Raw genomic sequence first — 20,088 nt, 5'->3', positions numbered from 1 at the left:
TCACGAGTACGGATGCGGAAGAGCCCCGACGGTGGGTCCGTCGGGGCTCTTCCGGTGTGTGCCGTACGGCGTGTCAGCTGCCGTATCCGCCGGGGCCGGGGTTGCCCTCGTGGTGGTCGCCGCTGACGTTGGCGCAGGTGTTGCCGAAGGCCGGGTTCAGCAGACCGATCACGCTGATCGAGTTGCCGCACACGTTGACGGGCACGTGGACCGGGACCTGCACGACGTTGCCGGACAGGACGCCGGGCGAGCCGACGGCCGCGGCCTGGGCACCCGCGTCAGCCGTGGCCATACCGGCACCGCCGAGCACCACGGCACCGGTGCCGAGCGCGGCGACGGCTGCCTTCGCGATGCGAGACATCACGTTCTCCTTTGGTTCGATGAGTGCGGACGCTCGACTCGCGCCCGCACTTCCCCTACAACGCGCCCGCTCACGCCTGGTAACGGCGTCCGGCCCGGCGTCACCCTTTTCGAAGAGCGATCAGGAGACCGGTCCGGAGCGCGGGCGGGAAAAGGTGACGGGAAAAGTGGTGGGAGGCCGTCCGCGCAGGAGTTAGCCTCGCGGGCATGGCATCCGAGCAAGCCGAGCAGAACGAGCGGCAGCAGATCGAGAACGTGTTGCGGACCTTCGTACGGGAGGACGGCTCACTCGTGCGGCTGCCCGCCCGCTGGAGCCGGAAGCTGATCGTGCTCCGGCACATCGCCGAGGAGACCTTCGAGCCCGGGATCGAGTACGCGGAGCGGCTCGTCGACGAGCGGCTGCGGGTGTGGTGCGAGGGCGCGAGCCGTATCGACCATGTGACGCTGCGCCGCTATCTGGTGGACCTGCAGCACCTGCGGCGCAGCGAGGGCGTCTACTGGCGGCCCGCCGAGGGCGCTTACGGCGTCGCCGACGCCGCCTGAGAGTCCGTACGGAGGGCCCGCGCTCGGGAAACCGGGAAGCGGGCCCTCCGTGCGTCCGGGCGCCGGCGGGGTCCTAACGGCCGTGGGCCAGTTCGCGAATCCTGTGTGAAGGTCTCCAAGTAAGCGCAAGCGGAACCTTTTTGACGGTCACTTGACTGATAAGATCATCCCACTTTCAGTAGGCTGAGGCGCGCCACGCGCACGGGGGCAGTCTCTAAGGGCCCCCATCGCGAAGGAGTAGCTGAGTTGGTCCGCCGGTAAGGTTCGCCACCGGGCGGGGCCCGAGTTACGGGCCAGGACCCATCGGACTGCAACTGCTCCTGTCGCAAGGCGACTTGAAGAGAGTCTCATGACGTCATTGATCCAGGATCCACTGCTGTGGATCTTGCTCGTGGTCCTGGTCGCTGCGGTCGTCGCAGTGATGCGGGCCCGGAGAACCAACATGGCGCTCCGCAGGAAGAGCAACGACCTGCAGAGCGCCCGCGATGCCGCACAGAGCGAACGCGACCGCCTCTATGCGGAATACACCCAACTGAACGCACAGCACGCCGGCGACCTCGCGGCCGTGCGCAAGGACGCGGAGGTAGACACCAAGGCAGTCCTGAAGTCCGCCATGCGGACCCTCCAGGTGCTCGCCGACGAACAGCAGCTCATCATCGAGAAGTCGCAGCGCCGTTACGGCGACGACGAACAGGTCCTCGGCGACCTGATGATGATCGACCACACCAACAGCCAGTTCGGCCGGCGTGCACAGGGCATCGCCGTGCTGTGCGGCGGCTGGCTCGGCCGACGCGAGACCACCGCCTCCGTGTACGACGTGGCCCGCAGCGCCCAGGGCCGCATCAAGCACTTCGACCGCGTCACCATCAACACCCAGGTGAACGTCACGGTGGCCAGCCGGGCCGTCGAGCCCATCGCGGTCGTCCTCGCCGAACTGCTGGCCAACGCCACCAACTACAGCGCGCCCGGCACCCGCGTCGACGTCAACATCCAGGCAGTTCCCACCGGTGTCTGTCTGATCGTCGACGACGCCGGACTCGGTATGAACACGGAGGAGAAGGCGCGGGCCACCGTCCTTCTCTCCCCGCAGGCACCGGTCGACATCACGAGCCTCGGCGACCCGCCGAAGTTCGGCTTCGCCGTGTCCGGGATGCTCGCCACCCGGTACGGCTTCAAGGTGTCGGTCGATTCGGTGTCCCCCTACGGCGGCGTACGGGCGGTGATTCTCTTGCCGGAGAACCTGTTGACGACGGACGTTCCCGAGCCCGAGGGCAGGGCCACCGAGGCCGAGCCCAGGGCCGAGGTCCCGGTCGCCCCGCAGCGGCTGACCCCGGTCGCCACACCCGGCGGGCCGCCGCGTCCGATCGGGACGACGGCGGGTGGCCTGCCCAAGCGGCGGCGACGCGGCAGCCCCGTCGCGGTGGTGCCACCACCGGCGGAACCGGCCCAGCCGGAGCACAACACAGAGGTGACGGCCTCACGTATCGGTGCGTTCCAGCGCGGAACGCTGCTCGGGCGGGACACGACGACCATGGAAGGACCACAGGACCAGTGAATCCCGATCTGTCGTGGGTGCTGAACGACGTGCTGCAGGTGCGCGGCGCCCGTCACGCGATCCTCGTCTCGGCCGACGGCCTCCTGCTGGAGCGGTCCAGTGACATCGAGCGCGACGCGGCGGAGACCAACGCCGCCGCGATGAGCTCGATGCAGTCCCTCAGCCGGGCCGTCGCCCCCTTCGTCGGCTTCGGACTCGGTCTGTGGAAGCAGACGCTCATCGAGTACGACGGCGGCTGGATCTTCCTGATAGCCGCCGGCAGCGGCGCCTACCTCGCCGTGTCGGCGGCGCTGGACGTCGACATGGAGGCCATGTCGTTCCGGATGCAGCAGCAGGTCGGGGCGCTCGGCAAGGCGATGACCACCCCGCCGCGTCAGAACGCCGGTGCGGACGCATGAACGCGCACGGCGAGGAAGCTCCGGTCACGGTCACCAGCGACTTCGTCCGCTCGTACGTCATCACGGGCGGGCGGCGGCTGCCGACCGCCGACGACCTGTCCCTGCACACCCTGGTCACGCTGGCTCCCGACCGGGAGGTGCCGCTCGGCGCCAGCCCCGAGGTACGGGCCATCTGGGACCTGTGCGGCGGTGGCTACCTGTCCGTCGCGGAGGTCGCCGCACACCTGTCGCTGCCGGTGGGAGTCGCCAGGCTTCTCCTCACCGATTTATTCGAACAGGGCCAACTCCTGCGCCGTGCCGCGCCCCCACGCGCCCAGTCCGTCGACAGAGGAATCATCGAAAAGGTGCTGCATGGACTCGAATCGCTCTACGGCTGAGACGATCTACGTCTCAGACGCGGTCACCACCACCGCGAAGATCCTTGTCGTAGGGCACTTCGCCGTGGGCAAGACCACGTACATCGGCTCGCTGTCGGAGATCGCCCCGCTGCGCACCGAGGAGAAGATGACCCAGGCGTCCGCCCACGTGGACGACCTGAAGGGTGCGCCGGACAAGCAGACGACCACGGTCGCGCTGGACTTCGGCCGGCTCACGCTGAGCGACGAACTGGTGCTGTACCTGTTCGGTACGCCCGGTCAGCAGCGCTTCATGCAGCTGTGGGAGGACATGGCCCGCGGCGCGCTCGGAGCCCTGCTCCTGGTCGACCCGTCACGGCTGGCTGAAACGTTTCCGGTGATCGACCTGGTCGAGAAGTACGGCCTGGAGTACGCCATCGCCGTCAACACCTTCGACCCGGCGGGCGGCGAGTTCGACGAGGACGAGATCCGCGAGGCGCTCGATCTGCTGCCCGACACCCCGGTCGTCTACTGCGACGCCCGGGACCAGACGTCCTCGGCGAGAGCGCTGATCGCCCTCGTCCAGCACCTGCTCACCCGCGCGGCCTGAGCCCCGGTTCCTCTCTGTCGGTCCCCTCCCCGCACGGGGGGTCCGGACAGAGGGTCCGGCCAGGGGCCCGGACCATCCGGAACAGAGCCCCGTACAAGCTTTTTCCTCACCCCCGTCCCCCGCCCCCGGGCGCGGGGAACCCTAAGGAACCTCCATGGACACACAGCACGCGGGTGCCACGCCGAGCACGCCCGCCAGATGCCCCATGCACGGCGCCGACTTCGCCGCCGCACCGCACCGGGTCTACGACCAGTTGCGCACCAACGGCCCGGCGGCACCCGTCGAGCTCGCCCCCGGTGTGGACGCCACGCTCGTCGTCCAGCACGAGATGGCCCTCAGGGTGCTCCAGAACACCACCCTGTTCTCCCGCGACTCACGCCGCTGGGCCGCGCTCAACGAGGGCCGGATCTCCCTCGACAGCCCGGTCCTGCCGATGATGATGTACCGGCCCAACGTCCTGTTCACGGACGGCGCGGTGCACCTGCGGCTGCGCAAGGCCGTCACCGAGAGCCTGGCCAAGCTGAGCATCAGCCGCGTCCGGCGGGATGTCGAGCCCATCGCCGACTACCTGATCGACCAGTTCAGCGAGCGGGGCCGGGCCGACCTCCTCAACGACTACGCCAAGCTGATCCCGCTCCTGCTGTTCAACAAGATCTTCGGCTGCCCGGCGGACATCGGCGACCGTCTCACCTCCGGCATGTCGGCCATGTTCGACGGCCAGGACGACGCCATCAAGGGCCTGGAGCAGGTCGCCACCTGCCTCCAGGAGCTGATCACGCTCAAGCGCCGCGAGCCCGGCGACGACGTGACCTCCTGGCTCATCCAGCACCCCGCCGGCCTCAACGACGAGGAGCTGCGGGACCAGCTGATCGTGACGATGGGCGCGGGTCTGGAACCCCAGCGCAACCTGATAGCCAGCGCCCTGCTCCTGCTGCTGTCCGACGGCCCCTCCGAGCGGGGCAGCGGCATGCTGGTCGAGGAAGCCATCGAGCACGTGCTGTGGAACAACCCGCCCATCGCCAACTACGCGACGCACTACGCGCTGCAGGACGTCGACCTCGGCGGCGTACCGGTCGACGCGAACAGCCCGGTCGTCATCAGCTTCGCCGCCGCCAACAGCGACCCGGCGCTCAGCGAGGCCCGCCAGCTGGCCAGCAAGGGCGCGCACCTGGCCTTCGGCGCGGGCCCCCACGCCTGCCCCGCCAAGGACCCGGCCCAGGTCATCGCGCTCACGGCGATCGAGCGGATCCTCAACGCGCTGCCCGACCTGACCCTCGCGGTCCCGCAGGAGAGCCTGCTGTGGCGCCCGGGCCCCTTCCACCGCGCGCTCGCCGCACTCCCGGTCCGGTTCAGCCCGACGGCGGCCACCCGCATGGCCGCGGCCCTGCGCAACCTGGCGCCGATGCCGGCCGCCGAACCGGCCCCCCGTCCGGCTGCGCAGCAGGCCCCGGCTCCGGCGGCCCGTCAGGAACAGCGCAAGAAGGGCTTCTGGAGCTCCTTCCTGGATGTGTTCCGGCTCTGAGTGCCTGAGTGCGCGGGGTGCTTTGCGGGCTGAGCGCCCGGTGTCCGAGGCCGGCCTCGGACACCGGGCGCTCAGCCGTTTTCGCCGGGCAGTTGCTCGAACTCGGCCAGGGCGTGCGTGAGCCACTGGGTCCAGAAGGTCTCCAGGTCGATGCCCGCACGCAGGACCAGGTGTTGCAGGCGGTCCTGAGGGGTGTCGTGGGCGGCCTGGAAATCGCGCTTCTCGATCTCCTCGTACTCGGCCAACTGGCTCTGGTGCAGGGCGAGATGACGGCGCAGGTCGGTCTCGATGCCCTCGGTGCCGACGACCGCCGAGGCGCGCAGCCGCAGCAGCATCGTGTCGCGGTACGGCTTCGGGTCCTGGGACGCGGAGGTCCAGCGGGCCAGTTCGGCGCGGCCCGCGGGCAGGACCTCGTAGCTCTTCTTCTGCCCGCGGGTCGGCTGCTCGGGGGCGGGCAGGGCGCGGATGTGTCCCTCGGATTCCAGTTTTCCCAGCTCACGGTAGATCTGCTGGTGCGTCGCCGACCAGAAGTAGCCGATCGACTTGTCGAACCGGCGGGTCAACTCCAGCCCCGAGGACGGCTTTTCGAGCAGGGCGGTGAGGATCGCGTGCGGGAGTGACATGGCTCAATCCTAGGGAGCGGAGGGGTGGCCGTCAGAGTGCCGCCGCCACCTCGGTGCCCTGCTTGATGGCGCGTTTGGCGTCCAGTTCCGCCGCCACGTCGGCGCCGCCGATCAGGTGCACGCTGCGGCCGGCTGCGAGCAGCGCGTCGTACAGGTCGCGGCGCGGGTCCTGGCCGGTGCACAGGACGACGGTGTCGACCGGCAGGACGGTCGAGGTGCCGTCGACGGTGACATGCAGACCGGCGTCGTCGATCCGGTCGTACCGGACGCCCGGGACCATGGTGACGCCCCGGTGCTTGAGCTCGGTGCGGTGGATCCAGCCCGTGGTCCTGCCGAGTCCGGCGCCGACCTTGGTCGCCTTGCGCTGGAGCAGGTGGACGCTGCGGGGAGGGGTGGGACGTTCGGGTGCGGCCAGTCCGCCCGGGGCGCGGTAGTCCGTGTCGACGCCCCAGGCGCGGAAGTACGCGGCCGGGTCCTCGCTCGCCTTGTCGCCGCCGTCGGTGAGGAACTCGGCGACGTCGAAGCCGATGCCGCCCGCGCCGAGGATCGCGACGCGGTCGCCGACGGGCGCGTTGTCGCGCAGTACGTCGAGGTAGCCGACGACGCTCGGGTGGTCGATGCCGGGGATGTCGGGGGTGCGGGGGGTGACGCCGGTGGCGACCACGATCTCGTCGTAGGTGGTCAGATCGGCCGCGGTCACGTGTGTGTCGAGGCGTACGTCCACGCCGTGGGCGTCGAGCTGGTGGCGGAAGTAGCGCAGGGTCTCGTCGAACTCCTGCTTGCCCGGCACCTTGCGGGCCACGTTCAGCTGGCCGCCGATCTCGGGCGCCGCGTCGAAGAGGGTGACCTCGTGGCCGCGTTCGGCGGCGGAGACGGCACAGGCGAGGCCGGCGGGGCCGGCGCCGACGACGGCGACCCGCTTGCGGAGGCGGGTGGGGGTGAGGAGCAGCTCCGTCTCGTGGCAGGCGCGCGGGTTGACCAGGCAGGAGGTGATCTTCCCGCTGAAGGTGTGGTCCAGGCAGGCCTGGTTGCAGCCGATGCAGGTGTTGATCGCCTCGGGACGCCCCTCGCGCGCCTTGGCGACGAAGTCGGGGTCGGCGAGCATCGGGCGGGCCATCGACACCATGTCCGCGAAGCCGCCTGCGAGCAACTCCTCGGCGACTTCGGGGGTGTTGATGCGGTTGGTGGTCACGAGGGGGATGCCGACCTCGCCCATCAGTCTCTTTGTGACCCAGGTGTACGCGCCGCGCGGGACCGAGGTGGCGATGGTCGGGATGCGGGCCTCGTGCCAGCCGATGCCGGTGTTGATGATGGTCGCGCCGGCCGCCTCGACGGCCTTGGCGAGGATGATCACCTCGTCGAGCGACGAGCCGCCGGGGACCAGGTCCAGCATCGACAGGCGGTAGATGAGGATGAAGTCCTCGCCCACCGCTTCGCGTACGCGGCGGACTGTTTCGAGCGGGAAGCGGGTGCGGTTCTCGTAGGAGCCGCCCCAGCGGTCGGTGCGGTGGTTGGTCCCGGCGGCGATGAACTCGTTGATCAGATAGCCCTCGGAGCCCATGATCTCCACGCCGTCGTAGCCGGCCCGGCGGGCGAGGAGGGCGGCGCGGGCGTAGTCGTCGATGGTCTGCTCGACCTCGGCGTCGGTGAGTTCGTGTGGGGTGAAGGGGCTGATCGGGGCCTGGAGGGGGCTGGGGGCGACCAGGTCCTGGTGGTAGGCGTACCGGCCGAAGTGCAGGATCTGCATCGCGATCCTGCCGCCCTCGCGGTGCACGGCGTCGGTGATCGTGCGGTGCTGGTCGGATTCGGTGTCGGTGGTGAGTTTGGCTCCGCCCTCGGCCGGGCGGCCGGCGTCGTTGGGGGAGATGCCGCCGGTGACGATGAGGCCTACGCCGCCTCGGGCGCGGGCTGCGTAGAACTCGGCCATGCGTTCGAAGCCGTGGTCGGCTTCTTCCAGGCCTATGTGCATGGAGCCCATGAGGACGCGGTTGGGGAGGGTGGTGAAGCCGAGGTTCAGGGGGGTGAGGAGGTGGGGGTAGCGGCTCATGGGGTCTCCGAGGGTGGAGGGGGGTGGGTGGTGGTGGGTCGTGGGCCTGTCCTGTCTTTGTAGAGGACGGGAGAGGGGTTTTGCAACTAGTTGCATAATGGCGTGCGGCACATGGGGGTGTTTTCTTCGCCCCTGCCGCCCCTGCCGCCCCTGCCGCCCCTGCCGCCCCTGCCGCCCCTACCCGTCCCATCGCGTTCCTGGGGGCTGCGCCCCCAGACCCCCCTCCGGCCCTGAACGGGCCTTGTCCTCAAGCGCCGGACGGGCTGGGGGTGCGGGCCGGGGCTGGAGGGGTGCCGGAGTGGGGTGTGGCTCTCCCGGGATTTACTTGGACGTCCTAGTATCCTCTTTACTAGGACGTCCAAGTAAATCCATGTCGCGCTCCCGGGCGCGTTCTGGGAAGGTCCCCATGACCGTGAACGATCTTCACCGGCCCGTGCATCCCGTTCGCCTGGTCACAGCCTCCGCGCTGTTCGACGGGCACGATGCGTCGATCAACATCATGCGGCGGATCTTCCAGTCCCAGGGCGCCGAGGTGATCCACCTGGGGCACAACCGGTCGGTGCGGGAGGTCGTGGACGCGGCGTTGGAGGAGGACGCGCACGGTGTGGCCGTCTCGTCGTACCAGGGTGGGCATGTCGAGTATTTCGAGTATCTGGTCGAGTCGCTGCGCGGGCAGGGCGCCGAACACATCCAGGTGGTCGGGGGCGGTGGCGGGGTCATCGTGCCCGAGGAGATCGCCCGGTTGCGCCGCAGTGGCGTGACCATCTTCTCGCCCGAGGACGGGCAGCGGATGGGGCTGGCCGGGATGGTCAACTCGGTGGTGCGGGACTGCGACTTCGACCTCTGGGACAGCAAGCCCGTTGACGCCTCCGCCGTGCTCACCGGTGATCGGTTCGCCATCGCCCGCGCCATCACCGGTGCCGAACTGGGCAAGCTGCCGCAGGAGTTGCTGGACCAGGTGCGTGCCGCCGCTGCCGCGCGGGTCACGCCCGTGCTCGGGATCACCGGGACCGGCGGCTCCGGGAAGTCGTCGCTCACCGACGAACTGGTGCGGCGCTTCCGGGTCGACCAGCAGGACAAGCTGCGGATCGCCGTGATCGCCGTCGACCCGACCCGGCGCCGGGGTGGCGGGGCGTTGCTCGGTGACCGTATCCGGATGAACTCCCTGGACGGGACCCGTGTCTTCTTCCGGAGCCTCGCCACCCGTGGCAGTCATGAGCTGCCCGAGCACCTGGCCGACGTGATCGATGTCGTCAAGGCGGCCGGGTTCGATCTGGTGATCGTGGAGACGCCCGGCATCGGGCAGGGCGACGCGGCCATCGTGCCGTTCGTCGACACGTCGCTGTACGTGATGACGCCGGAGTTCGGCGCCGCCTCGCAGCTGGAGAAGATCGACATGCTCGACTTCGCCGACGTCGTCGCCATCAACAAGTTCGAGCGGCGCGGCGCCAAGGACGCCATGCGTGACGTGGGCCGGCAACTGGTCCGTAATCGTGAGGCCTTCGGCCAGAAGCCCGAGGACATGCCTGTGTTCGGGACGTCGGCGGCCACGTTCAATGACGACGGGGTCACCGCGCTTTATCAGCACCTGCGGGACGGTCTGGCCGAGCGGGGGCTGCCGCTGGCCGAAGGCGCTCTGGCGCCGGTCGCCGTACGGCACTCCTCCGGCATCCGGCGGGTGGTGCCCGCCGAGCGGGTGCGCTACCTCGCCGAGATCACGGAGGCGGTACGGGCGTATCACGCGCGGACCGAGTCGCTCGCCGACGCGGCCCGGCGGGTGCAGCGGCTGGACGCCGTCCTGGGCGAGCTCGTCGAGGCCGGAGCGGAGGCGGGGGGTGTCGAGTCGCTGCTCGCCGAGGCGCGCCGGGGCCTGCCCCATGAGATCGGGGACCAGATCCTGAACTGGCCCGCTGTCGTGGCGTCGTACTCCGGGGACGAGCAGGTGGTGAAGGTACGGGACCGGGAGATCCGTACGAAGCTGAACTGCGAGTCCCTTTCGGGGAACCGGATTCCGCGCGTCGCGCTGCCCGCCTTCACCGACCACGGCGAGCTGGTGCGCTTCTGGCGCCGGGAGAACCTGCCCGGGCTGTTCCCGTTCACCGCCGGGGTGTTCCCCTTCAAGCGCGACGGCGAGGACCCGGCGCGGATGTTCGCCGGGGAGGGCGACCCGTTCCGTACGAACCGGCGCTTCAAGCTGTTGTCGGAGGGGCAGCCGGCCACCCGGCTGTCCACCGCGTTCGACTCCGTCACCCTCTACGGCCGTGACCCCGACGAACGCCCCGACATCTACGGCAAGGTCGGCACGTCCGGAGTCTCGGTGGCCACCCTGGAGGACATGAAGGCGCTGTACGACGGGTTCGATCTCGTCGCGCCGACCACCTCCGTGTCGATGACCATCAACGGGCCGGCGCCGACCGTCCTGGCGTTCTTCCTCAACACCGTCATCGACCAGCAGGTGGAGAGGTTCCGGGCGGCGGAGGGGCGGGAACCGTCGGCGGAGGAGGCCGGTGAGCTGCGGGCGCGCGCTCTCGCGAACGTGCGCGGCACCGTGCAGGCCGACATCCTCAAGGAGGACCAGGGGCAGAACACCTGTCTCTTCTCCACCGAGTTCTCGCTGCGGATGATGGCCGACATCCAGGAGTGGTTCATCGAGCAGAAGGTCCGCAACTTCTACTCGGTCTCCATCTCCGGCTACCACATCGCCGAGGCCGGGGCGAACCCGATCAGCCAGCTCGCCTTCACTCTCGCCAACGGGTTCACCTATGTCGAGGCCTATCTGGCGAGGGGCATGCGGATCGACGACTTCGCGCCCAATCTGTCCTTCTTCTTCTCCAACGGCATGGACCCGGAGTACTCGGTGCTGGGCCGGGTCGCCCGCCGGATCTGGGCCGTCGCGATGAAGGAGCGGTACGGCGCGGGGGAGCGCAGCCAGAAGCTGAAGTACCACGTGCAGACCTCCGGGCGGTCCCTGCACGCCCAGGAGATGGACTTCAACGACATCCGCACCACTCTGCAGGGGCTCATCGCCATCTACGACAACGCCAACTCCCTGCACACCAACGCCTACGACGAGGCCGTCACCACCCCGTCCGAGGAGTCGGTGCGGCGGGCGCTGGCGATCCAGCTGATCATCAACCGCGAGTGGGGACTCGCCATGAACGAGAACCCGCTCCAGGGGTCGTTCATCATCGACCAGCTCACCGACCTGGTCGAGGAGGCCGTGCTCGCCGAGTTCGACCGCATCAATGAGAGGGGTGGGGTGCTCGGGGCCATGGAGACCGGCTACCAGCGCGGTCGTATCCAGGACGAGTCGATGCTGTACGAACAGCGCAAGCACGACGGCACGCTGCCGATCATCGGCGTCAACACCTTCCGCCGGCCCGGCGGCGAGGGGGCACCCCACGAGGTCGAGCTCGCCCGCGCCACGGAGACGGAGAAGGAGTCCCAGCTCGCGCGTGTCCGCGACTTCCAGAACGCGCACGGAGCGGAGGCCACACAGGCGCTCGCCCGGCTGAAGGAGGCCGCCGTGGGCGGCGACAACGCCTTCGAGGCGCTGATGGCGGCGGCCAGGGTGTGCACGCTGCGCCAGGTCACCGAGGCCTTCTTCGAGATCGGGGGCCAGTACCGGAGGAACGTCTGAGCGGCCTCCAGCTCCTTGACCGTGGCTCGGCGCTCCCCGATGCTGTGTTGCGACACATGAGATGCGTGCCGTAATGAGCAACATCCGGCTTGGATCTCGCATCAGTTTCTCGCATCAGTTTTCGTACCAGCCGAGGAGTGGTCATGACTCACCAGGTCCGTGCTGTCGTCGCGCGGGGCAAGGGTGCCCCCGTCAGCCTGGAGACGATCCTCGTGCCGGACCCCGGTCCGGGCGAGGCGCTGGTACGGATCCAGGCCTGCGGGGTCTGTCACACCGACCTGCACTACCGCGAGGGCGGGATCAACGACGACTTCCCCTTCCTGCTCGGCCACGAGGCCGCCGGGGTCGTGGAGTCGGTGGGCGAAGGGGTCACGGACGTCGCCCCCGGCGACTTCGTGATCCTCAACTGGCGTGCCGTGTGCGGGAGTTGCCGGGCCTGTCTGCGCGGTCGCCCCTGGTACTGCTTCAACACGCACAACGCCGGGCAGAAGATGACCCTGCTCGACGGTACCGAGCTGTCGCCCGCGCTCGGTATCGGAGCCTTCGCCGAGAAGACCCTGGTCGCGGCCGGACAGTGCACCAAGGTCGACCCGGCCGCCTCGGCCGCCGTCGCAGGGCTGCTCGGGTGTGGCGTCATGGCCGGTATCGGCGCCGCCATCAACACCGGGAACGTGGGACGCGGCGACTCCGTCGCGGTCATCGGCTGCGGCGGGGTCGGGGACGCGGCCGTCGTCGGGTCGAACCTGGCCGGCGCCGCGAAGATCATCGCCGTAGACATCGACGACAACAAGCTCGCGACGGCCCGCAAACTGGGGGCGACCCACACGGTCAACTCCAGGGAGACCGACGCCGTCGAGGCGATCCGTGAGCTGACCGGCGGCAACGGCGCCGACGTCGTCATCGAGGCGGTCGGCCGCCCGGAGACGTACAAGCAGGCCTTCTACGCCCGTGACCTCGCCGGAACCGTGGTGCTGGTGGGCGTGCCGACGCCGGAGATGAAGCTGGAGCTTCCGCTGATCGACGTCTTCGGACGCGGGGGCTCGCTGAAGTCGTCCTGGTACGGCGACTGCCTGCCCTCCCGTGACTTCCCGATGCTCATCGACCTCTATCTCCAGGGCCGTCTTCCCCTGGACGCCTTCGTGACCGAGACCATCGCGCTCGACGAGGTCGAGAAGGCGTTCGAGCGGATGCACGGCGGCGACGTACTGCGTTCGGTGGTCGTGCTGTGACGGCCGACGGCGCTCGTATCGACCGGCTGGTCACCTCGGGCACGTTCTCGCTCGACGGCGGCACCTGGGACGTCGACAACAACGTGTGGATCATCGGGGACGAGAGCGAGGCGGTCGTCATCGACGCCGCCCACGACGCCGACGCCATCGCGGCGGCTCTCGGCGGGCGCGCCCTGCGGGCCATCGTGTGCACCCACGCGCACAACGACCACATCGACGCGGCCCCCGCCCTCGCCGCGCGCACCGGCGCCCCGATCCTGCTCCACGGCGACGATCTGCCGCTGTGGAAGCAGACCCACCCGGAGCGTGCGCCCGACGGCGAGCTGGCCGAGGGCCAGGTCCTCGCCGTCGCCGGGATCGAGCTGACCGTGCTGCACACGCCCGGCCACGCCCCGGGCGCGGTCTGCCTGTACGCGCCCGCCCTGGGCGCCCTCTTCGGCGGCGACACGCTCTTCGCGGGCGGCCCCGGAGCCACCGGCCGTTCCTACTCCCACTTCCCGACCATCGTCGACTCGATCCGGGACCGGCTGCTGACCCTGCCCGCAGACACCGTCGTATACACGGGGCACGGGGACACCACCACCGTCGCCGCCGAGGCCCCGCACCTCCAGGAGTGGATCGACCGCGGCTTCTGACCGTCCGGTTTCAATGGGGGTTCCCCACGGCGGTCCCCTGTGGCGATGCCTGCCCGATGTCTGTCCGAGCTGCTCCTGAGCGCTCGTTCCGGCATCGGGCTTGCTTGGTTTCTCGTTGTGCAATGTGCGCGAAGTTGTTCATGGCGCAACTCGTGCGATGGCTCATCCGGGTCCCTGGACTTCTTGACAAGGGTTCTGGGCGCCCGCAAACTGACGTTGCGCTTACCGCAATCCGTTTCGCTATACGCACCGAGGTGTCATGATGATTCCCGCGTGCCGTCTCGCGGATCTCCCGCGAGGTGAGGCTCTCCGGCTCGACATCGACCCGCCCGTCTCGGTGTTCCACACCGACGACGGCGAGGTCTTCGCCATCGACGACACCTGCACCCACCAGGATGCCTCGCTCGCCGACGGCTGGCTGGAGGGCTGCGAGGTGGAATGCCCGCTGCACGCCTCGAAGTTCGACCTGCGCACCGGCGCCGTCGACTCCCCGCCGGCCAAGCTGCCGGTGCGGACGCACGAGGTCGTCGTCGAGGACGGCATGATCTACGTGCAGGTGTCCACGGACGCCCCCAACCTGCCGCCCTGTATCGCGTCCCGGCTCGCCGGGGGTCCCGCGTGAGGACGGTGGCCGTGGTGGGCGCCTCGCTGGCCGGACTGTCGGCGGCGCGCTCCCTGCGCAAGCAGGGCTATGACGGACGGCTGGTTCTGATCGGCGACGAGGCCCATCGCCCGTACGACAGACCGCCGTTGTCCAAGGAGTTCCTGGCCGGAACCCTCGGCGAGGCGGAGCTCGGACTGGAGACGGACGGCGAGGACCTGCGCGCGGAGTGGCTGCTGGGCACCCGCGCGATCGGCCTCGACCGCACCGACCGGTCCGTCCGCCTCGCCGACGGCCGGGGCATCCGCGCCGACGGAATCGTCATCGCGACCGGCGCCGCCGCCCGCACCCTCCCCGGCGCCGACGGCCTGACCGGCGTGCACACGCTGCGCACCCTCGACGACGCCCGCGCCCTGCGCGACGAACTGGCCCGCGGCGGACGGCTGGTGGTGATCGGCGGCGGCTTCATCGGCGCCGAGGTCGCCTCCACCGCGTACGCCCTCGGCCTCGACGTGACGGTTGTCGAGGCCGCGCCGACACCGCTCGCCGGACCACTCGGCGAGACCATGGGCGCCGTCGTCTCCGGCCTGCACGCGGACCACGGCGTACGGCTGCTGTGCGGGGTCGGCGTCAAGGGGCTCAGCGGGGAGCACCGGGTCGAGGCCGTGCTGCTGGCGGACGGACGCAGCGTGCCCGCCGACATCGTGGTCGTCGGGGTGGGCGCCCGGCCCTGCGTCGACTGGCTGGCCGGGTCCGGCGTGGCCCTGGAGAACGGCGTCAAGTGCGGCGCCGACGGCCGCACCAGCCTGGCCGGTGTGGTCGCGGTCGGCGACTGCGCCAACTGGTACGACCCCCGGGTGGACGCGCACCGACGCGTCGAGCACTGGACGGGGGCGCTGGAGCGTCCCGCCGCCGCCGTGGCCGCGCTGCTGGCCGGCGGGGCGGTGGAGCCGGGGGTGCCCCGGCCGCCGTATTTCTGGTCCGACCAGTACGGGGTGAAGATCCAGTTCGTCGGCCATGCGGGGGTCGCTGACAGTGTGACGGTGGAGGAGGGTGCGGTTGGTGACCGTAACGTCCTTGCTGTTTATCGGCGGGGCGGGGTGCCGGTTGCCGCTCTTGGGATGAACCAGCCTCGGCTTTTCGTGCGGTGGCGCAAGCAGTTGGCTGCGCCGGCTGTGCGGTGATTCGTCTGCGGGCCCGGTGGGGGCTGGTCGCGCAGTTCCCCGCGCCCCTGGCGTGCGCCCCTGCGGGGCGCTACGCGATAACTAGTTGACCTTGACCCATCCAGACCGACGACGTTTCTCCGAGGAGTGCACTGTGACCTCGACCGGCCTGCCCGACAGTCTGATCGCCACCCTGCCCGGCTCCTCCTACACGGACGCGGGGATCTTCGCGCAGGAGCAGGAGCGCATATTCGAGACCATGTGGTTCTGTGTCGCGCGCGCCTCCGAGCTGGCGAAGCCCGGCGCCTTCAGGACCGTCGACGTGGGCCGCGAGAGCATCCTCGTCACCCGCGCGCGTGACAACTCGATCCGCGCCTACTTCAACGTCTGCCGGCACCGTGGCGCCAAGCTCTGCACGGAGGAGACCGGCGAGGTCAAGCGGGCCTTCCAATGTCCGTACCACGCCTGGACTTACGGCCTGGACGGCAAGCTCGTGGCAGCGCCCAACCTCACCAAGATGCCCGACGTCGGCCGCACCGAGTACGGCCTGGTGCCGGTGGCCGTCCGGGAATGGCTCGGCTATGTCTGGGTCTGCCTCGCGGAGAACCCGCCCTCCTTCGAGGAGGACGTCATCGGCGAGGTCATCGGCAGGCTCGGTGACGTCGAGTCGATCGAGCACTACGACATCGACAACCTCTCGGTCGGCAAGCGGATCGTCTACGACGTGAAGGCCAACTGGAAGCTCATCATCGAGAACTTCATGGAGTGCTACCACTGCGCCACGATCCACCCCGAACTCACCGAGGTGCTCCCGGAGTTCGCCGACGGCTACGCCGCCCAGTACTACGTCGGCCACGGCGCCGAGTTCGGCGGGGAGGTCCAGGGGTTCACCATCGACGGCTCCGAGGGCCTGGACCGTATCCCGGGCGTCGCCGAGGACCAGGACCGCCGCTACTACGCGATCACCATCAGGCCGCAGGTGTTCATCAACCTCGTGCCCGACCACGTGATCTTCCACCGTATGTACCCGGTGGCCGCCGACCGCACGATCGTCGAGTGCGACTGGCTGTATCTCCCGCACGTCGTCGAGAGCGGCAAGGACGTCAGCCGGTCCGTGGAACTCTTCGACCGGGTCAACCGCCAGGACTTCGAGGCCTGCGAGCGCACCCAGCCCGGTATGAGCTCCCGGCTGTACGCGAAGGGCGGTGTGCTGGTGCCGAGCGAGCACCACATAGGCGCCTTCCACGACTGGGTCAACGAGCGCCTGGGGGCGCGGTAGCGCCCCTCGGGGGCGCGGGGCTGTATCTGTCTGCGGCTCCGCCGCGGGGCGCGACCAGCCCCCACCGGGCCCGCGCCCGACGAACTCACCCCAGATACCCCATCCGATGGCTGATCTCCGCAGCCCCCTTGACCAGGATCGGCGCCAGCTCGTGCAGGCGCTCGGTGGTGAAGCGGTAGGAGGGACCAGACGCGCTCACCGCCGCGACGACCGTCCCGGTGTGGTCGCGGATCGGCGCGGCCATCGCGTGCAGGCCGATCTCCAGCTCCTCCTGCGTCCACGCGTACCCCCGCTCCCGGGCCTCCGCGAGGTTGTTCTCCAGCTTCGTCTTCGCCGTGATGGTGTGCGGGGTGACCTTCTTCAGACCCGCCCCGTTCAGCAACGCGCCCCGCTCCTTCGCGGGCAGGTGGGCCAGCAGGATCTTGCCGCTGGAGGTGGCGTGCAGCGGGGTCAGCTGGCCGACCCAGTTGTACGCGCTGACGGCGCCGGGCCCCCGTACCTCGTACAGGTTGACCGCGTAGTGCTCCTGCATCACGGCGATGTTGACGGTCTCGCCGATCTCCTCGGCGAGCTGCTCACAGACCGGGCGGCCCTGCTGCGTGATGTCGATACTGCCGGTGACAGCGCCGGCGAGGCGGACGATGCCGAAGCCGAGGCGGTACTTGCCGCGCTCGCCCGCCTGTTCCACCAGTCCGCGTGCCTCCAGCGCGCCGAGCAGCCGGAAAGCGGTGGATTTGTGAACATCGATCTCGGCCGCGACCTCGCTGACGCCTGCCTCGCCGCGCTGGGCGAGAATCTCCAGAACGCTGATCGCGCGGTCGACCGACTGCACTCCGCCGGCCTGTGTACTGGACGTTTCGGTGTCTGTGCTGTGGTTGCTCACAGCGAAACTATACGCGCAGTAAACAACACCATTGCAAGTAACAACCCTGAAACCAAGACCTTGCATGTTGCGCGTCCCGCAACCTGGTGCGTATAGCGCTACTCGATTACGATGCCTGGCGTATCTACGGCGCGAGCGAGACGAGAGATCATGGCTCCCCTGCAATACGACTTCGTCATCGTCGGCGGCGGATCGGCCGGCAGCGCACTGGCAAACAGGCTCTCCGCGGACCCGGCGAACCAGGTGCTCGTCCTGGAGGCCGGCCGGCCCGACTACCCGTGGGACGTCTTCATCCACATGCCCGCGGCCCTGACCTATCCCATCGGCAGCCGCTTCTACGACTGGAAGTACGAGTCCGAGCCCGAGCCCCACATGGGCGGCCGGCGCGTCTACCACGCCCGCGGCAAGGTGCTCGGCGGCTCCAGCAGCATCAACGGCATGATCTTCCAGCGCGGAAACCCCATGGACTACGAACGCTGGGCCGCCGACCCCGGCATGGACAAGTGGGACTACGCGCACTGTCTGCCGTACTTCCGGCGCATGGAGAACTGTCTCGCCGCCGACCCGGACGACGAGTTCCGCGGCCACGACGGTCCCCTCGTCCTCGAACGCGGCCCGGCCACCAACCCCCTCTTCGGCGCCTTCCTCAAGGCCACCGAGGAAGCGGGGTACCCGCCCACCGACGACGTCAACGGGTACCGGCAGGAGGGCTTCGCCAAGTTCGACCGCAACGTCAGCCGGGGACGCCGGCTCTCGGCCTCCAAGGCGTACCTCAAGCCCGTCCGCAAGCGGCCCAACCTCACGGTGAAGACCCGCGCGCTGGTCACCCGGGTCCTCTTCGAGGGCAAGAAGGCCGTCGGTGTCGAGTACCAGCGCGGCAAGGGCGCGCTCCAGCAGGTCCGCGCCAAGGAGGTCATCCTCTGCGGCGGCGCCATCAACTCCCCGCAACTGCTCCAGTTGTCGGGCGTGGGCAACGCCGAGGAGCTGAGCGCCCTCGGTGTCGACGTCGTCCACGATCTCCCGGGCGTCGGCGAGAACATGCAGGACCACCTGGAGGTGTACATCCAGTACGCCTGCAAGCAGCCCGTGTCCATGCAGCCGTACCTGGCGAAGTGGCGGGCCCCCTTCATCGGCCTGCAGTGGCTGTTCCGCAAGGGACCGGCGTCCACGAACCACTTCGAGGCCGGGGGCTTCGCCCGCAGCAACGAGGACGTCGCCTACCCCAACCTGATGTTCCACTTCCTGCCCATCGCCGTCCGCTACGACGGCTCGTCCCCGGCCGGCGGCCACGGCTACCAGGTGCACGTGGGCCCCATGTACTCCGACGCCATCGGCTCGGTGAAGATCAAGAGCAAGGACCCGCGTGAACACCCGGCGCTGCGCTTCAACTACCTCTCCACCGAGCAGGACCGGCGGGAGTGGGTCGAGGCGATCCGCGTGGCGCGCAAGCTCCTCAACCAGCCCGCCCTGGCCCCCTACAACAACGGCGAGGTCTCCCCGGGAGCCGGGGTGGCGACGGACGAGGAGATCCTCGAATGGGTCGCCAAGGAGGGCGAGACGGCCCTGCACCCGTCCTGCACCTGCAAGATGGGACCCTCGGCGGACGAGATGGCTGTCGTCGACCCGGAGAGTCTGCGGGTGCACGGTGTGGAGGGTCTGCGGGTCGTGGACGCATCCGTCATGCCCTACGTCACCAACGGCAACATCTACGCGCCGGTGATGATGATCGCCGAGAAGGCCGCCGACCTCATCCTCGGCAAGGAGCCGTTGCCCGCCTCCAAGGCCGCGTACTACCGCCACGGCGACGCCGACGCCCAGCAGGCCGGGTAGCGGGTGGGCGCCACGGGACTGAGGGCGCTGCTGGAGCACGTCCGCTACGAGGTGCTGCCCGCGAAGGCGACCGAGGAGAAGGTCCTCGCCCACCTTCCGCGCGATGCCGTCGTCACGGTGACGGCATCGCCGGTCAAGGGCCTGGAGCCGACCCTCGACCTGGTCGGCCGACTGGCGTCGCACGGATACCGCGTCGTCCCTCACGTACCGGCCCGGCTGCTGCGGGACGACGCCCACCTCAAGGACGTCGTCGACCGGATGCGGGAGGCCGGCGTGGACGACGTCTTCGTACCGGCGGGCGACGCGGATCCACCCGCCGGGTCCTACGAGGGTGCCCTGCCGGTGCTGCGCAGGCTCGGCGAGCTGGGCAGCCCGTTCACGCACGTCGGTGTCACCGGATACCCCGAGAGCCACCCGCTCATCCACGACGACATCACCGTCCAGGCGATGTGGGACAAGCGGGAGCACGCCACGTACATCGTCAGCAACCTGTGCTTCGACGCGCGCGTGCTGGGGGAGTGGGTCGGTCGGGTGCGGCGCAGGGAGGTCGCGCTGCCCGTGTACGTGGGTGTGGCTGGGCCTGTGCAGCGGGCGAAGCTGTTGTCGATGGCGACGAAGATCGGGGTGGGTGAGTCGACGCGGTTCCTGGCCCGGCACCCGTTGTGGTTCCTGCGGTTCGCGGCGCCTGGTGGGTATGCGCCGGAGCGGCTGCTTTCGCGGGCGGAGGGGGCGTTGACGGCGCCCGGGGCGGGGGTGGCGGGGCTCCACCTGTTCACGTTCAACCAGGTGGAGGAGACGGAGCGGTGGCGCTGCGCGCTGCTGGACCGGTTGGGCG

17 protein-coding genes and 1 pseudogene are annotated in these 20,088 nt (G+C 69.5%); 14 read left to right on the top strand and 4 right to left on the bottom strand.

Translation table 11 applies throughout. The features are described from left to right. Positions 1-73 precede the first annotated feature (73 nt). Positions 74-361, bottom strand: a complete 288-nt coding sequence (locus PV734_RS44320; RefSeq protein WP_006380891.1) for a chaplin — start codon at positions 359-361, stop codon at positions 74-76. 257 nt (positions 362-618) lie between these two features. On the opposite strand from PV734_RS44320, the pseudogene PV734_RS44315 reads away from it, so the two are divergent. From PV734_RS44315 to PV734_RS44290, 6 genes and pseudogenes are all read left to right on the top strand, one after another. After that, a pseudogene (locus tag PV734_RS44315) lies at positions 619-903 on the top strand (DUF2087 domain-containing protein); the annotation flags it as partial. Positions 904-1,252: 349 nt separating this feature from the next. After that, positions 1,253-2,458, top strand: a complete 1,206-nt coding sequence (locus PV734_RS44310; protein ID WP_319090110.1) for an ATP-binding protein — start codon at positions 1,253-1,255, stop codon at positions 2,456-2,458. Beyond that, on the top strand, positions 2,455-2,856 hold the full coding sequence (locus PV734_RS44305) for a roadblock/LC7 domain-containing protein (protein ID WP_319090109.1): 402 nt from the start codon (positions 2,455-2,457) through the stop codon (positions 2,854-2,856). The genes PV734_RS44310 and PV734_RS44305 overlap by 4 nt, the downstream gene beginning before the upstream one ends. Next, complete coding sequence (locus PV734_RS44300) at positions 2,853-3,233, top strand: DUF742 domain-containing protein (protein ID WP_319090108.1); 381 nt, start codon at positions 2,853-2,855, stop codon at positions 3,231-3,233. Before PV734_RS44305 ends, PV734_RS44300 begins: the two co-directional genes overlap by 4 nt. Then, positions 3,208-3,801, top strand: coding sequence for a GTP-binding protein (locus PV734_RS44295; RefSeq protein ID WP_319090107.1), 594 nt, complete (start codon positions 3,208-3,210; stop codon positions 3,799-3,801). Before PV734_RS44300 ends, PV734_RS44295 begins: the two co-directional genes overlap by 26 nt. Before the next feature lie 205 nt (positions 3,802-4,006). After that, the gene (locus tag PV734_RS44290; RefSeq protein ID WP_319090676.1) at positions 4,007-5,323 is read left to right on the top strand and encodes a cytochrome P450; all 1,317 of its coding nucleotides are present in this window, start codon (positions 4,007-4,009) and stop codon (positions 5,321-5,323) included. A 71-nt stretch (positions 5,324-5,394) separates the two neighbouring features. Here the strand turns inward: PV734_RS44290 and PV734_RS44285 are convergent, their stop codons facing one another. Next, on the bottom strand, positions 5,395-5,946 hold the full coding sequence (locus PV734_RS44285; protein WP_319090106.1) for a PadR family transcriptional regulator: 552 nt from the start codon (positions 5,944-5,946) through the stop codon (positions 5,395-5,397). Positions 5,947-5,977: 31 nt separating this feature from the next. Continuing rightward, entirely contained in the window at positions 5,978-7,993 is a 2,016-nt protein-coding gene (locus tag PV734_RS44280) for an NADPH-dependent 2,4-dienoyl-CoA reductase (protein ID WP_319294903.1), read from the bottom strand. A gap of 412 nt (positions 7,994-8,405) precedes the next feature. Here PV734_RS44280 and icmF point away from each other — a divergent pair, with 412 nt between their 5' ends. The 6 genes from icmF (at position 8,406) to PV734_RS44250 (ending at position 16,540) form a co-directional block, all read left to right on the top strand. Further along, positions 8,406-11,633, top strand: a complete 3,228-nt coding sequence (gene icmF, locus PV734_RS44275; protein ID WP_319294964.1) for a fused isobutyryl-CoA mutase/GTPase IcmF — start codon at positions 8,406-8,408, stop codon at positions 11,631-11,633. A 143-nt stretch (positions 11,634-11,776) separates the two neighbouring features. Then, positions 11,777-12,862, top strand: a complete 1,086-nt coding sequence (locus PV734_RS44270) for an S-(hydroxymethyl)mycothiol dehydrogenase (RefSeq protein WP_319090104.1) — start codon at positions 11,777-11,779, stop codon at positions 12,860-12,862. Continuing rightward, positions 12,859-13,497: an MBL fold metallo-hydrolase gene (locus PV734_RS44265; protein WP_319090103.1), complete on the top strand. Its 639-nt coding sequence runs from the start codon at positions 12,859-12,861 to the stop codon at positions 13,495-13,497. The genes PV734_RS44270 and PV734_RS44265 overlap by 4 nt, the downstream gene beginning before the upstream one ends. 259 nt (positions 13,498-13,756) lie before the next feature. After that, positions 13,757-14,119: a bifunctional 3-phenylpropionate/cinnamic acid dioxygenase ferredoxin subunit gene (locus PV734_RS44260; RefSeq protein WP_319090102.1), complete on the top strand. Its 363-nt coding sequence runs from the start codon at positions 13,757-13,759 to the stop codon at positions 14,117-14,119. Next, positions 14,116-15,282 (top strand): NAD(P)/FAD-dependent oxidoreductase, encoded by a 1,167-nt coding sequence (locus PV734_RS44255; protein ID WP_319090101.1) that lies wholly within the window; start codon positions 14,116-14,118, stop codon positions 15,280-15,282. The genes PV734_RS44260 and PV734_RS44255 overlap by 4 nt, the downstream gene beginning before the upstream one ends. 133 nt (positions 15,283-15,415) lie before the next feature. Then, complete coding sequence (locus tag PV734_RS44250) at positions 15,416-16,540, top strand: aromatic ring-hydroxylating dioxygenase subunit alpha (protein WP_319294901.1); 1,125 nt, start codon at positions 15,416-15,418, stop codon at positions 16,538-16,540. Between the two features lie 85 nt (positions 16,541-16,625). On the opposite strand, the gene PV734_RS44245 is transcribed toward PV734_RS44250, so the two are convergent. After that, positions 16,626-17,372 carry an IclR family transcriptional regulator gene (locus PV734_RS44245; RefSeq protein ID WP_319090674.1) on the bottom strand — a complete coding sequence of 249 codons (747 nt, stop codon included), beginning with the start codon at positions 17,370-17,372 and terminating at the stop codon, positions 16,626-16,628. A gap of 201 nt (positions 17,373-17,573) precedes the next feature. On the opposite strand from PV734_RS44245, the gene betA reads away from it, so the two are divergent. Continuing rightward, on the top strand, positions 17,574-19,253 hold the full coding sequence (gene betA, locus PV734_RS44240; protein ID WP_319294899.1) for a choline dehydrogenase: 1,680 nt from the start codon (positions 17,574-17,576) through the stop codon (positions 19,251-19,253). A 3-nt stretch (positions 19,254-19,256) separates the two neighbouring features. Then, a partial coding sequence (locus PV734_RS44235) for a 5,10-methylenetetrahydrofolate reductase (protein ID WP_319294897.1) occupies positions 19,257-20,088 on the top strand: 832 nt, incomplete at its 3' end.

The sequence above is a fragment of the Streptomyces sp. AK08-02 genome (assembly GCF_033795085.1).
Classification (GTDB): Bacteria; Actinomycetota; Actinomycetes; order Streptomycetales; family Streptomycetaceae; genus Streptomyces; species Streptomyces echiniscabiei.
This window is presented reverse-complemented; position numbering and strand designations above follow the sequence as displayed.

Bases quoted from the DNA above. Each gene is read 5' to 3' on its own strand.
- PV734_RS44320 (WP_006380891.1), bottom strand. From the start codon at position 361: ATGTCTCGCATCGCGAAGGCAGCCGTCGCCGCGCTCGGCACCGGTGCC.
- PV734_RS44310 (WP_319090110.1), top strand. From the start codon at position 1,253: ATGACGTCATTGATCCAGGATCCACTGCTGTGGATCTTGCTCGTGGTC.
- PV734_RS44300 (WP_319090108.1), top strand. From the start codon at position 2,853: ATGAACGCGCACGGCGAGGAAGCTCCGGTCACGGTCACCAGCGACTTC.
- PV734_RS44295 (WP_319090107.1), top strand. From the start codon at position 3,208: ATGGACTCGAATCGCTCTACGGCTGAGACGATCTACGTCTCAGACGCG.
- PV734_RS44290 (WP_319090676.1), top strand. From the start codon at position 4,007: ATGCACGGCGCCGACTTCGCCGCCGCACCGCACCGGGTCTACGACCAG.
- PV734_RS44285 (WP_319090106.1), bottom strand. From the start codon at position 5,946: ATGTCACTCCCGCACGCGATCCTCACCGCCCTGCTCGAAAAGCCGTCC.
- PV734_RS44280 (WP_319294903.1), bottom strand. From the start codon at position 7,993: ATGAGCCGCTACCCCCACCTCCTCACCCCCCTGAACCTCGGCTTCACC.
- PV734_RS44270 (WP_319090104.1), top strand. From the start codon at position 11,777: ATGACTCACCAGGTCCGTGCTGTCGTCGCGCGGGGCAAGGGTGCCCCC.
- PV734_RS44260 (WP_319090102.1), top strand. From the start codon at position 13,757: ATGATGATTCCCGCGTGCCGTCTCGCGGATCTCCCGCGAGGTGAGGCT.
- betA (WP_319294899.1), top strand. From the start codon at position 17,574: ATGGCTCCCCTGCAATACGACTTCGTCATCGTCGGCGGCGGATCGGCC.